This is a genomic window from Mycolicibacterium thermoresistibile, from assembly GCF_900187065.1.
Lineage (GTDB): Bacteria > Actinomycetota > Actinomycetes > Mycobacteriales > Mycobacteriaceae > Mycobacterium > Mycobacterium thermoresistibile.
In genome coordinates, this window is record NZ_LT906483.1 from 1,231,044 (window position 1) to 1,243,633 (window position 12,590).

Sequence of the window (12,590 nt, forward strand, 5' to 3'; positions counted from 1 at the left end):
CCCATGGTGCCAATCGGCGCCGACACCCTGCTGTGATCGGCGCGGCCGGCGGTCACCGCTCGGCGGCCAGCGACCGCTGATAACGGCGCATGCCGGCGATCCACCGGTCGTAGTCGGCACCCTTCTGCCGGTACATGTCGAGCACCTCGGGATGCGGCAGCACCAGGAATCGGCCCTCGCGCACCGCGGCGACCGTCAGGTCGGCGACCTCAGCGGCGTCGAGGACCGCACCGGCGGAGGTGATCGACCGGGCGGCCAGCTGCGCGGTGGTGTCCGTCGAATCGCGCACCGCACCCAACAACGGCGTCCGCACACCCATCGGGCACACACAGCTGACGCCGATGCCCCGGTCGCCGTAGGTGATCGCCAGCCACTCGGCGAATCCCACGGCGGCATGCTTGCTCACGGCGTAGGCCGCCGCGCCCAGCTGGGTCAGCAGACCGGCTGCCGACGCGACGCTGACGAAATAGCCGGTGCCGCGTGAGATCCACTGCGGTACCAAGGCATCGGCTGCACGGACATGAGCCCGCAGGTTCACGTCGAGCACCCGGTCCCAGCCGGTGTCCGTGCCCAGCCCGGGCGGACCGATCACACCGGCGTTGGCCACATAGCCGTCCACCGGACCGAATGTCTCCTGCGCCAACGAGATCATGGCGTCGATCCCCGCCGGCGTCGTGGCGTCGGCGCGGATCGGCACCGCGTGTCCGCCGCTGTCGCGGATGGTGGCCGCGGTGGTGTCGGCAGCCGATTCGTCGATGTCACCGGCGACCACCCGGGCGCCGGCATCGGCGAAGGACAGGGCCAACGCCCGGCCGATGCCCGAACCGGCGCCGGTGACCACGAACACGCTGTTGTCGATCCGCATGCGGGCATGATGCCCGGCCAACCCGGCCCATGGAAGACGCTGCCCGGCGTACGGTGGGCATATGCCGAGGTGAAGGGCGGTAACGCGATGGATGTGGTGGGTTCGGCGCTCCGCACGGTCCGGAAGGCGGCGGAGGTCACCACGTCGGCTGCCGGCGCGGTCGGCGGCGCCGCGGTCAACGGCGTCATCGGCGCCGCGCAGGGTGCGGTGTCCGGGGCGCGGGAGGGAGTGGAGAAAGGCAGCGATTCCACTCCGGCGGCGTTGCTCACGCTCGGGGCGATCGGGGCCACCGGACTGATCGAATGGCCGATCGTGCTGGCGGTCGGTGGATCCGCCCTGCTCATCAGACAGTTGAGCCGAAGCTCCGGAACCGACCGTGAGGCGGCGTCGGACGCCGCAGCCGGCGAGCCGAATCTGAAGGTGGTGGACGACACCACCGGATCGGGCGCGACCTCGCGTGGGGCGACACGGAAGGCGACGAAGCCCGGTTCGCGGAAGACGAGCCGGTCCCGAGCGACGTCCAAGTCGGCCCGGTAGGTCGGGCCGGTAGCGCGCCGGTGAGCGGCCCGATGCCGGCCGGTGGTCTCGGGCTAGCTCGTGCGCTTCTTCGCTGCGGTCTTCCTGGCCGCCGTTTTCTTGGCTGGTGTTTTCTTGGCTGGTGTTTTCTTGGCTGCCGTTTTCTTGGTTGGTGTCTTCTTGGCCGCCTTCTCGGACGGTGACTTCTCGGCGGCCGCCTTCTTCGCCGGCTGCGCCGAGGCCGTCGCGCCCGGGGGGAGTGCGTGCTGCGTGGAGGCGGCCTCAGGGTATCCGGATGGGTCCGCGGATCGCGTCTCGGTCAGTTGCCGGGCCACCATGACCTGACCGACGCCGATGGCCACCGCCACCGGCCACTCGAGCACGCCCACCGCGGCGAGCGCACCGAGCGCACCGAAGAACGCCAACTGCTCCGGCGGCGGAACCGTGACCCGCCCCACGATCGGCAGCCGCAGCGAGAACTTCTCCGCCCGCTTGACGGACTCCGAGGCCTCCCGGTGCGAGGAGAAGAAGGACCGGAAAGTATCAGACATTTCGCCTCCCGTTCACCTAGGTGACCCCGGATTCATCAGGATCATTCGATAACCTGCTGGTGTGACTGACAACTCCGGCATTGCCAGCACCGACACCCTGATCGCCGCCGGCGTTCGGCTGCTGACCCCGCCGCTGCGGACGCTCTACGCCGTCCTGGTCCAGGCCGGCATCGTCGTCATCGACGAGGACTGACCTGCCGGTACCGGCGATGCGCTGCAGCACCCCCGGCGCCAGCGCCGCAGCAGTCGCCGCCACCGCGGTCGCCAGAAACGCCTGACCCCACCCGACCGGCCCCACCGGTCTGCACCCGAAGACCTGGCTGACGCCCGGGGTGCTGACGACTCCGGCGAGCACCGCGAACGAACCCAGTGCCGTCAGCACCACCAGGCGGTCCCGGGAGTCGGAGAGGGTCTGCGCCAGCTGGGTCGACACCAGGCCGATCAGCGCGACGGTCGAGGCGCGGGCACCGGTGCCGGTCATCCGGGCCATCGTCCACGCCAGGCCCGCGCCCAGGGTGGTGGCCGCACCGCGGACCGCGATCGCCCGCCACATCGTCGACTCGTCCTGCGCCGCCCGGTCTCGGCGGATGGCGCCCGGGGCGGCCTGCGTGCTCACCGCGAGCGCGGCTGCCGGCATCGCATCGGTGAGCATGTTGACCAACAGCATCTGCCGGGCGTTGAGCACCGAACGCCCGGTCAGCAGGCTGGTGAGCAGCGCGAACGCGATCTCGCCGGAGTTGCCGCCGAGCAACATCGACACCGCCGACTGCACCCGGCGCCACAGATGGTGCCCCTCGTCCAGCGCGTCGATCAGCGCCTCGATCCGTCCGTCGAGCAACACGATGTCCGCCGCCGTGCGCGCCGGATCGCTGCTGCGGGTGGCCACCCCGACACCGACGCTGGCGGCACGGATCGCCGCGGCGTCGTTGGCGCCGTCGCCGACCATGGCGGTCACCACACCGTTGCGCTCCAGGGTCTGCACCACGTCGATCTTGTGCTCCGGTGACATCCGGGCGAACACCGACCGGGACCGCACCGCCGCGGCCCGTTCCTCCGCGGACAACGTCTCCCACTCCGCGCCGGTGATCACCTGCTCCCCGTCGACGTCGAGGCCCAGTTCGCGGGCGGTGACCGCGGCGGTGACCGGGTGGTCCCCGGTGATCAGGCGCACACCGATGCCGCGTTCGGTCAGGTCGGCGAGCACACCCCGGGCGCTGGGGCGGGGCGTGTCGGCCAGGCCGATCAGGCCGAACAGGGACAGGCCCGAACCGCACAACTCGGTGAACACCGCCGGATCGGCGACCGCGGCGGCGGCCTGCTCCGGCGACAGTTCGCGGCCGGCCACCGCCAGCACCCGCAGCCCCTGCGCCGCCATCGCCTCGACCCGGCGGGTGAGCGCACTGTCGCCGCGGGCCAGCGCCGACGCCAGCACCTCAGGTGCACCCTTGATGGTCAGCCGGGTTCCGCGCACCGCGGCGGCGTACGGTCGGCCGGCCTGGAAGGGCAGGAAGCCGTCCCGTTGGGCGGGTGCGGCGATCGCCGCACCGTTGACCGCCCGGATGATCGCCTCATCGGTGGCATGGTGGGCGCGATGGCCCGGTTCGGCGAACGTCGTGCTCAGGGCCGCCTCGAGCACCTCGGTCTCGGTCCGTCCGCGCATCGGATGCACCGCCTTGACCTGCAACCGGTTCTCGCTGAGCGTGCCCGTCTTGTCGAAACACACCACCTGCAGGCGCGCCAGCGCCTCGATCGAATTCGGGTTACGGATCAGGATCGACTCGCCGCTCAACCGGCGTGCCGACGCGAGTTGGGCCAAGGTGGCCACCAACGGCAGACCCTCCGGCACCGCGGCGACGATCAGCGAGACCGCGCTGCCGACCGCGGCACGGATCGGGGTGCCACGCAGCACGCTGAGCAGGCCGACCAGGGCGCCGCTGGACACGCTGAACGGCAGCGCCCGCTTGGTGATGTGGGCGAGTTGGCGTTGCAGGCCGATCTCACCCGGACGTTCGGCGGCCATCGCCAGTGCCCGGCGCACCTCGGTGCGGGGGCCGACCGCGGTGACCACCGCCACCGCGGTGCCCGCCACCATCGTCGTTCCCGCGTACAGCATCCCGGACCGCTCGGCCAACGGCGCGCCCGGCGTGGCCGCGGCGGTCTTCGGCACCGGTAACGATTCCCCGGTCAACGACGACTCGTCGACCTCGACATTCGAAGCCGCCATGATCCGGGCGTCGGCCGGGACCACATCGCCCACCCGCACCTCGATGACATCGCCCGGACGCAGCCGGTTCGCGGGCACCTCCTCGATCGGGCCGGCCTCGACCGGGGTCGCCTCGGTTCCGGTCGCCCCGGTTCCGGTCGCTGTGGCCATCCGCACCCGGCGCCGCGCCGACGGTTCCTGCACCGCCATCAACCGGCGCAGAATCCGCTCGGCATGCAGTTGTTGTTGCGCCGACAGCGCGGCGTTGAGCAACAGCACCCCACCGACCAGCGCGGCGTCCAACGGGGAGCCGAGCAGTGCGCTGGCCACCGCGCCGGTCGCCAGCAACGGGGTGATCGGGTCGGCCAGATTCGACCGCATCTCCGCGGTGAAGTCGCGGGTCAGTTGCCAGAACCATGTCATCGCCGCCGCGGCCGCCCGGACCGGGCGCATCAGGGCCGGATCCCGGCCCGCTGGGGGTTGCCGATCTCCGTCGCCGGGCCGCGGCAGCAGACGCCGCACCTCGTCGGCCGGCAGCGCATGCCAGTCGTGCGACGGTTCGGGTTCCGGCGGGGAATCGTCGAACACCTTCGTCGCGGTGCGGAACCCGCTCCACAGACCGGCGGCGACGCCGACGTTCACCGAGTCCGGACCATTGCCCGTGACTCCCGGAATGAGCATCAGCGCGCCGATCGCGGTGCTGGACGCCGACAACCGGACGCCCTTGGTGGTGGCCGACCGGGCGGCGGGCAGGGCGCGCAGTATCCGCCACATCGAAACCAGGTCGGGCACAAAGACATCGGCTCCCCACGGCGGTGGGTGCCCGTCGGGGCTCAACCCGATCGTGATGTCGGCGGCATGTGGCGCCGTCATGGCGGGTGAGGTGAACAGGGCCACGGTCGCGCCGTCGGCCTTCGCCTCCGCGACGGCGGCGGCCAGCGACTCGTCGACCGAGTCACCGAGCGGGTAGAGCTTGTCGAAACCCCTTGCCAGCGAACGCAGTCCGTCGTCATCCAAGGACAGCACCCGGCGTCCGCAGCGGTGCGCCTCGGTGACGACCGCGGCGGCGAACTGATCGCGTACCGGGCTGATCAGGATCCGCCCGGACGCCGGCGCCCCCGCGATCGAGGACAGCGGATGCCAGCCGGGGGTCAGGCCGCCCCGGTCGAGTGCCCGTTGAACCGCCCGCCAGGCCCGGTCCCGGTCCGAATTGGTGACTCCCACGATCCGGGTCACCGCGAGCTGATCGGTGTACAACACCCGCGGATCGATGACCACCGCGTCCACCCGGTCCAGTGCCCGCAGCGCACGCGGCCTCACCACCAGCGCATCATGGTGGGTGATCAACCCCCGGGTCATCGCGCAGCCGAACGCCTCCCGGGCCGCACGGGACGGTTTGGGGGCGGTCACCAGAGCGGCTGCGCCGCCGATGGTCGGATTTCGCGACACCGCACCCACCACCGCGGCCGCGGTCACCCCCATCCGGACGGCCCGGTCGGCGTAGCGCTCACCGGCACCGGCGCCGAACTCCAGGGTGCCGCGGTGGGGCCGCCGGGACGACGGCCGGTGCCGGACCAGTCGCGGCTCGTGCCGACGCCACGCCCGCCGGGTGTGCACCGCCTCCACCACCATCATGGTGCGGGTGGCCATCTCGGCCGCCGCCGAGGTCGGAGACACCGTCATCGCCGCCGATGCCGACGTCAGCAGGCTGAACAGCAGATCGGTGCCCTCCCGCCCGAGCCGGCGTTCGAACTGCCGGTGGATGCCCGGATTGTGGTCGGCCAGAGTCGGTATCGCGGAGAGGAAATCCGGCAACCCGCGGAACCGCAGCACGTTCCCGGTCACCGACAGCCCCAGCCCGACCGCCGCCGCGGCGGCGCCCACAGCCCGCGCCGCCAGCAGCGCATCATCCCAGGGCAGCGTGTGGGGGCGGTGCCGGCCGGCCTCGGTGGTCCGGGCGCGCCGCTCCGCCTCGGCGACCACCGCGGTCAGGTCCGCCGCCGGGACGCCGGTCTCGACCGTGACGACGGCCCGGGCCATCGAGTGGTTGATCGCCACATCGGTCACCCCGGGCACCGCCCGCAGCGCGGACACCACCTCCTCGGCGATGGCGTCGGCGTCCGGACCGCTCAGACCGCACACCTCGATCCAATGCCGGGAATCGTTGCGGCTGGTGCGGCGGGCCGGCGGACCGCCCAACGCCTCCACGACGAGGCCCAGCGTGGTGTGGGCGGTCGACTCGGCGCCGGTCGCCACGTCGGCCGCGAGGTCAGCGACGGTTCCGGCGACCGTCCGGCCGGCACCGATGACGGTGTCCCCGGCCAGCAGTGCGGTTCCGGCCGCGACCTGCAGCGTCCGCAGCGACGCCCCGATCAGGCCCCCGACCGTGCTCCGGAGAACGCCCATGGATCAACGCACTCCGTCGTGACGCGGTACATCGCGGGGTGCGTCGCGTCGTGCTGCCGGTCTGCCGTCCACCACCATCACACCTACCGATCTCCGGGCGAGCTGACTCGTCGGGTTACAGACCGTGTCGATCCTATGCCGATTCGGCGGATCCGGTGTGCCGGGTGCGCGACGTTTACCGGCCGTGGACCCGGGGAACCCTGCGGGCCCGGCAGGGCAGCCGAGCGAGGAGAATGAGGGGTCGATACATGACCAGTGGCGGCATACGTGACCGATCCGTCGCATCCATCGCAGACCACTGGCATGAGCCGCGCAGATCGCGGGATCCGCACGAGGAGATGCGGCGAGTCGACCGGCCGGACGGTCGGGGGCCGCTGCGCTTCGGTCTGGGCTGTGCCGCACTGGGTGGTGCGCTGCTGATGGGCGCGGCCGTCTGGGTGAGCACCTGCAGCGGCAACACGGTCGATGTGATGGCTTGCGGGAGACCGCAGTTGACCCTGCTGGCGTTGGCCGCGCCGATTGTTCTCGCCGGTGGCGGTCTGTGGGCGCTGGGGCGCTCCTACCAGTGCCGGCGGCGCGACGGGGGTTGGCGGGCGTGGCTGGCCGCGGGCTGGTTCCTGCTGACCCTCATGGTCGTGGTCGTGACGATGAGCCTGCCGACGTTCACCGATCCCGCGATCGGGCTGTGACGGCCGGCGCATCGATATGCGTAACGATCACACGCATCGATCGCACCGAATGCGCTGACGGACAAGAGAAGACGAGACGAGAAACGAGAGGGAACGCCATGGGAGACGACGCTCGAGATCCGGTGGACCACGCCCGAACCACCCGCCCGCACGCGGGGGAGTCGTTGAAGAACACCGCCAGCATGCCGGCGCTCATCGTGCTCGGTCTGGGTCTGGTGGCGTTCGTGTCCTGCCTGGCCACGTTGGCCGCCGGGGAGACCATGGCCGGAGTGGTGCTGGCCTGTCTGGCCGTCCTCGGCTTCGCGGTGGCCGGGGTGTGGCTGATGGTGGAACACCGGCGGGTCCGGCGGATCGAGGAACGCTGGCTGGACGAACATCCCGCCGCGGCGCGGCAACGGCCGCGCGGTGACACCAGCAGTTAGACCCGAACAACAGTGCGGAACAACAGTGCGGGCCCGGTCTGCTGACCGGGCCCGCACCGTCGACCGAATACTCCGCCGAGCACTGTTGACGTACTTACTGATTTTCCTTCTGACGCTCTTCAGCCGCTTTGGCGCCGCCGCGCGCGGATTCCGCTTCGGCTTCCTTTTTCGCGGCGTCCCGCTGGGCGTCCGCCTTGTCCTGCTGGGCTTTGCCCTCGTTGATCATGTCGTCGCGCCCCGTCACGGTGCCGACGGCTTCCTTGGTCTTGCCCTTCGCGTCTTCGACGACGCCCTTGATGCCTTCCTGAGGACCGGTATCGGCCATGATTCACCTCTCGATCGTGGTTTCTTCGGGCGCCCAACTTCTTGAGCTGCCGCGCGGGTCGGACGGCCCCGTTGTCGCCTTGTCGAATGGGGTGCCCCGCGTGTGGGGCAGGATGCCCGAGCGGGCCGGACGCTAAACGCCGACAGCACCGCCGCGTGAGGATCGTTGGGCTGTTTACTGCCGGTTCACCTCGGGTACGCGGCGGCTGTGGATCCGGCTGTCGCGTCGCTGACGCACGAAACGCGCGGTGTGCTCATCTGGCATGTGCACGGCAGTTGGATGGACTCCTTCGTCGCCGGTCGACACCGCTACGTCGTCCCGGCCAGCGCGACCCAACCCCAGCAGGCGCGCGGTCTGCTCGGTCGCCACTGGTCAAACGCGGTAGAGGTGCCGACAAGCTGGTTGCGCGACGAAGACATCGACCTGGTCGTGCTGCAGCGGCCCGAGGAGTTCGAGTTGGCCGAACGCTGGCTGGGCCGTCGACTCGGTCACGACGTTCCGGCCGTTTACGTCGAGCACAACGCCCCGCGCCCGTTTGCGGTAGACAGTGTGCACCCGGTGGCGGACCGTCGTGACATCCCGCTCATCCACGTCACCGAGTTCAACGAACTCATGTGGGACAACGGGACGGCGCCCACCATGGTGATCAACCACGGCATCGCCGATCCCGGTCGGCTGTACACCGGCGAGATTCCGGCCGCCGCGGCGATGATCAACGAACCGTTGCGGCGGTGGCGCACCGTCGGTGCGGATCTGCTCGGTGACCTGGCCGCCCACCGCCCGATCGACGTGTGGGGGATCGACACGCTGGCGCTCAATGACCGGCACCCCAACGGACTGGTGCGTGGCCGGGGGGACGTGCCGCCCCCGCAACTGTGGCGCGAGGTCGCCCGCCGCCGACTCTATCTACACACCGCCCGCTGGACATCGTTGGGGCTGTCGTTGGTGGTGCCCACCGAAGCCGGTGTGGTGAGCGCCAACCCGAAGACGCTGGCGTACGCACTGGAGCGGTTCGCCACCGACTTCGCCGAGGCCAGCGCCGCGGGCAAGGCTGCCCGCGACTTCGCGGTGGCCAACTTCTCCCTCGACCGCTTCCTCACTCAATGGGATGAGGTCATCCACGGGCACTGCCGATGACTGTCCGGTGCCCATTTGCGAAGGAGCCGCGATGAAAATAGCGATGGTTTCCGAGCACGCCAGTCCGTTGGCCGCACTCGGCGGCGTCGATGCCGGAGGGCAGAATGTGCACGTCGCCGAACTGTCCGCCGCCCTGACGCGGCGGGGGCATGAGGTGACCGTGTACACCCGTCGTGACGACCGCGGTCTTCCCGATCGGGTGGACACCCCACTCGGCTACACGGTGGTACACGTTCCGGCGGGTCCGGCCGAGCAGCTCCCCAAAGATGAATTGCTGCCGTACATGGGGCCGTTCGCCCAGTTCCTCGATGCCGAATGGAGCGCGCATCGGCCTGACGTCGTCCACGCCCACTTCTGGATGTCGGGGATCGCCACCCAGTTGGCCAGCCGCCACCTCGACCTGCCGGCCGTTCAGACCTTCCATGCGCTGGGCGTGGTCAAGAAGCGGCACCAGGGCGCCGAGGACACCAGCCCGCAGGAGCGGCTGCAGTTGGAGGCGATGGTGGCCCGGGGTGCCAACTGGGTCGCTGCCACCTGCACCGACGAAGTGTTCGAGCTGATGCGGATGGGGCGGTCGCGGTCGCGGATCTCGGTCGTGCCCTGCGGCGTGGACCTCGACCTGTTCACACCGGACGGGCCGCAGGCACCTCGGGGGGAGCGGCGCCGCATCGTCACGGTCGGGCGGTTTGTGCCACGTAAGGGTTTCGACACCCTGGTGCGGGCGTTGCCGGCCATCCCGAACGCCGAGCTGGTGGTGGTCGGCGGACCGCGGCGTTCGCAACTGCGGACGGAGCCGGAAGCTCGGCGGTTGTGTACGCTCGCCGAGGAGCTGGGGGTGGCCGATCGGGTGCAGCTCTACGGTTCGGTCGCGCGCGCCGACATGCCGGCGGTGTTGCGATCGGCCGATGTGGTGGCCTGCACGCCGTGGTACGAACCGTTCGGCATCGTGCCGTTGGAGGCGATGGCCTGCGGTGTTCCGGTGGTGGCCGCCGCGGTGGGCGGCATGCTCGATACGGTCGTGCACGATGTCACCGGCCGGCTGGTACCGCCCCGGAGGCCGGCCGAACTCGCCGACACGATCAATCAGCTGCTGCGCGACTCGTTTCTGCGCCAAAGCCTGGGCGCGGCGGGCCGCGACCGGGCCCGCGCCCGCTACAGCTGGGATCGGGTCGCGACCGACACCCAGCGCATCTATGACCGGCTGGTGCCGGCCGACTACCGGTCCGCGACGGCCTCACAGATGTCGTCGGGTTAGCGCCCGTTTCGCGCCTGGACCCGGGGCCTCTCACGGGCTTCGAGCAGCGCCAGCGACCGTTCCACCCGCGCCGGCAGCCGGCGGCGTTCGGCCGCCACAGCCGGTGCCCGGCCCAGCGCCTCCAGTGCGGCGCGGGCGTGGTCACGATCGCGTCCGGCCGCGCGCAGCAGTCGGCCGAACGCGCGGGCACACTGCGGAACCGGTCGGCGCAGCCAGGTGGTCAGCACGTCGTTGCGAAGCACCCGGGCGTCCTGGGCGGCGGTGGTCGCGCGCACCGACGACGGCTGGTGCACCGCGAGAAGCTCAGCCAGATAACATAATTCCCAACCCAGTGCCGCCATGTCGAGGGCCAGCAGTTGCTCCTCACCGCGGAAATGCAAGATGTCGCTGAAACCGCCGGCGGCCTGAAACGCCGCGGTGCGCACCATCGCCGCGCAGCTCATGAACCCCAGGATCGACGGGCCGGGTAGATCGGGCCGGTGCCCGAGCGGGCTGCGGGCCAACTCGATGCTGAACGGATCGATGCGTCCGCCCGGTAGCACCGTGGTGCGGGCGGCGAGCAGTCCGACGCGCGGGTAGCGGTCGAAGGTTTCCACACCGAGCGCCAGTGCGTCGGGCTCCCACCACGAATCGTCGTCGCAGAACGCCACGTAAGGTGTGCGGCTGGCGGCCACCCCGGCATTGCGGCCGACGGCGCCGCGGTTGCTGTCCAACTCGATGACCTGCACCCGGTTCGCCGACCGGGCTGCGATGCGGGTGATCACGTCGACCGAGTGATCATCGGATGCGTTGTCCACCACGATGACCGGGCATGGTGTCGTATCGAGCAGGCGGTTCACCACCGAGGCGAGTTCAGCGGCGCGGTTGCGGCTTGCGATGACAAACGACAGTCTGGTCGATGCGGTCAACTCTCGGTGCCCCCTGCGTCAAGGTCACGGCGGTCCGCCACTGGGCATACCCGTGCGGTCGCGTCGTAACCGGGGCGAGTTGTACCCGTCGCCCTAGCGGCTCAGGTGCCCTTGACGTTGACGACCTGACGCAGGCTGGTGACCACCTCGACGAGGTCGACCGAGTCCGCCATCACCTGATCGATCGACTTGTAGGCGTCCGGAATCTCGTCCACCCACGCGGCACCGTGGCGGTATTCGATGCCCTTCATCCGCTTGGCCAGATCGTCGGCGCTGAAGCGGCGCCGCGCCTCGGTGCGGGAGAACCGGCGACCCGCCCCGTGCGGGGCGCTGCAGAGGCTGTCGGGGTTGCCCTTGCCGCGGACGATGTAGGAGCGGGTGCCCATCGACCCGGGGATGATGCCCATCACGCCGGGATGCGCGTTGATCGCACCCTTGCGGGTCACCCACACCTGTTTGCCGGCGTGCTGTTCCTGCACCGTGTAGTTGTGGTGGGTGTTGATCCGCTGCACCTCGACATCGTCGGGGTCGACCCGCATCCAGCGGGCGAAGGACTGCCGGAACCGGTCCATCATTTCTTCCCGATTGGCCAGCGCGAACTGTTGGGCCCAGTTCAATTCGGTGATGTAGCGATCGAACTCGGGCGTTCCCTCGGTCAGGTACGCCAGATCGGGGTTCGGCAGATCGATGCCGTGCTGTTCGCACTGCCGCTTGGCGGCGGCGATGTGCCGGCGGGCGATTTTGTGACCGACACCGCGCGACCCGGAGTGCAGGAACAACCACACCACCTCGTCGTCGTCGATGCACAACTCGATGAAATGGTTGCCGCCGCCCAGTGAGCCGAGCTGTTCACGCCACTTCGGCGAGTGGGACAGGTCGACGCCGCTTTCGGTCGCAAGCCGCTCCAGGCGGTCCAACCGGGCCTGGGTGAAATCGAACCGGCGTAGCGACCGGTTGTAGTTGCCCGGGCTCAGCGGAATGGACGATTCGAGCGACTTGCGCAGCCAGGCGGGGTCCTTGTCGGCGATGTCATCGGCGGTGAACCGGGTCCGGGCCGCGATCATGCCGCAACCGATGTCGACACCGACGGCTGCCGGAATCACCGCGCCCAACGTCGGAATCACGGTGCCGACGGCCGCGCCCATGCCGACATGGGCATCGGGCATCAGGGCCACATGCGGATAGACGAAGGGCAGCGACGCCGTCTGCCGAGCCAGCTCGAAGGCCTCCTCGGCAATTTCACTGGCAAAGTTGACGACTTTGACGCCTTGAATAGTTGTCATACCAACCTCCCCCTCGACCGCTTCACATCA

At 70.2% G+C, this 12,590-nt stretch carries 11 protein-coding genes; 5 read left to right on the forward strand and 6 right to left on the reverse strand.

Translation table 11 applies throughout. The features are described 5' to 3' along the window. Window positions 1–52: 52 nt before the first annotated feature. On the reverse strand, window positions 53–865 hold the full coding sequence (locus CKW28_RS05680) for an SDR family NAD(P)-dependent oxidoreductase (RefSeq protein WP_003923623.1): 813 nt from the start codon (window positions 863–865) through the stop codon (window positions 53–55). Window positions 866–874: 9 nt separating this feature from the next. Here CKW28_RS05680 and CKW28_RS05685 point away from each other — a divergent pair, with 9 nt between their 5' ends. Next, window positions 875–1,402: a hypothetical protein gene (locus tag CKW28_RS05685; protein ID WP_435406117.1), complete on the forward strand. Its 528-nt coding sequence runs from the start codon at window positions 875–877 to the stop codon at window positions 1,400–1,402. 53 nt (window positions 1,403–1,455) lie between these two features. Here the strand turns inward: CKW28_RS05685 and CKW28_RS05690 are convergent, their stop codons facing one another. Together CKW28_RS05690 and CKW28_RS05695 are read right to left on the reverse strand one after the other, a co-directional pair. Next, entirely contained in the window at window positions 1,456–1,932 is a 477-nt protein-coding gene (locus CKW28_RS05690; RefSeq protein ID WP_003923625.1) for a hypothetical protein, read from the reverse strand. Window positions 1,933–1,948: 16 nt separating this feature from the next. Then, on the reverse strand, window positions 1,949–6,541 hold the full coding sequence (locus tag CKW28_RS05695) for a cation-translocating P-type ATPase (protein ID WP_003923626.1): 4,593 nt from the start codon (window positions 6,539–6,541) through the stop codon (window positions 1,949–1,951). A 338-nt stretch (window positions 6,542–6,879) separates the two neighbouring features. Here CKW28_RS05695 and CKW28_RS05700 point away from each other — a divergent pair, with 338 nt between their 5' ends. Continuing rightward, window positions 6,880–7,230: a hypothetical protein gene (locus CKW28_RS05700; RefSeq protein ID WP_003923627.1), complete on the forward strand. Its 351-nt coding sequence runs from the start codon at window positions 6,880–6,882 to the stop codon at window positions 7,228–7,230. Window positions 7,231–7,328: 98 nt separating this feature from the next. Further along, entirely contained in the window at window positions 7,329–7,652 is a 324-nt protein-coding gene (gene usfY / locus CKW28_RS05705; RefSeq protein WP_040545918.1) for a protein UsfY, read from the forward strand. A 94-nt stretch (window positions 7,653–7,746) separates the two neighbouring features. On the opposite strand, the gene mbp1 is transcribed toward usfY, so the two are convergent. After that, a complete protein-coding gene (gene mbp1 / locus CKW28_RS05710; RefSeq protein WP_003923629.1) occupies window positions 7,747–7,977 on the reverse strand; it encodes a microaggregate-binding protein 1 in 231 nt (76 codons plus the stop codon). A gap of 279 nt (window positions 7,978–8,256) precedes the next feature. Here mbp1 and CKW28_RS05715 point away from each other — a divergent pair, with 279 nt between their 5' ends. After that, window positions 8,257–9,114: a glycosyltransferase family 1 protein gene (locus CKW28_RS05715; RefSeq protein ID WP_197700631.1), complete on the forward strand. Its 858-nt coding sequence runs from the start codon at window positions 8,257–8,259 to the stop codon at window positions 9,112–9,114. Between the two features lie 31 nt (window positions 9,115–9,145). Next, window positions 9,146–10,369: a glycosyltransferase gene (locus CKW28_RS05720; RefSeq protein ID WP_040545919.1), complete on the forward strand. Its 1,224-nt coding sequence runs from the start codon at window positions 9,146–9,148 to the stop codon at window positions 10,367–10,369. On the opposite strand, the gene CKW28_RS05725 is transcribed toward CKW28_RS05720, so the two are convergent. Beyond that, on the reverse strand, window positions 10,366–11,277 hold the full coding sequence (locus tag CKW28_RS05725) for a glycosyltransferase family 2 protein (protein WP_003923632.1): 912 nt from the start codon (window positions 11,275–11,277) through the stop codon (window positions 10,366–10,368). The two genes, CKW28_RS05720 and CKW28_RS05725, sit on opposite strands and share 4 nt — an antisense overlap. Before the next feature lie 101 nt (window positions 11,278–11,378). Continuing rightward, window positions 11,379–12,560 carry an RtcB family protein gene (locus CKW28_RS05730; RefSeq protein ID WP_040545920.1) on the reverse strand — a complete coding sequence of 394 codons (1,182 nt, stop codon included), beginning with the start codon at window positions 12,558–12,560 and terminating at the stop codon, window positions 11,379–11,381. Between the last annotated feature and the right edge of the window lie 30 nt (window positions 12,561–12,590).

Bases quoted from the DNA above. Each gene is read 5' to 3' on its own strand.
- CKW28_RS05715 (WP_197700631.1), top strand. From the start codon at position 8,257: ATGGACTCCTTCGTCGCCGGTCGACACCGCTACGTCGTCCCGGCCAGC.
- CKW28_RS05695 (WP_003923626.1), bottom strand. From the start codon at position 6,541: ATGGGCGTTCTCCGGAGCACGGTCGGGGGCCTGATCGGGGCGTCGCTG.
- CKW28_RS05690 (WP_003923625.1), bottom strand. From the start codon at position 1,932: ATGTCTGATACTTTCCGGTCCTTCTTCTCCTCGCACCGGGAGGCCTCG.
- mbp1 (WP_003923629.1), bottom strand. From the start codon at position 7,977: ATGGCCGATACCGGTCCTCAGGAAGGCATCAAGGGCGTCGTCGAAGAC.
- CKW28_RS05730 (WP_040545920.1), bottom strand. From the start codon at position 12,560: ATGACAACTATTCAAGGCGTCAAAGTCGTCAACTTTGCCAGTGAAATT.
- CKW28_RS05700 (WP_003923627.1), top strand. From the start codon at position 6,880: ATGCGGCGAGTCGACCGGCCGGACGGTCGGGGGCCGCTGCGCTTCGGT.
- CKW28_RS05720 (WP_040545919.1), top strand. From the start codon at position 9,146: ATGAAAATAGCGATGGTTTCCGAGCACGCCAGTCCGTTGGCCGCACTC.
- CKW28_RS05685 (WP_435406117.1), top strand. From the start codon at position 875: ATGCCCGGCCAACCCGGCCCATGGAAGACGCTGCCCGGCGTACGGTGG.
- CKW28_RS05680 (WP_003923623.1), bottom strand. From the start codon at position 865: ATGCGGATCGACAACAGCGTGTTCGTGGTCACCGGCGCCGGTTCGGGC.
- usfY (WP_040545918.1), top strand. From the start codon at position 7,329: ATGGGAGACGACGCTCGAGATCCGGTGGACCACGCCCGAACCACCCGC.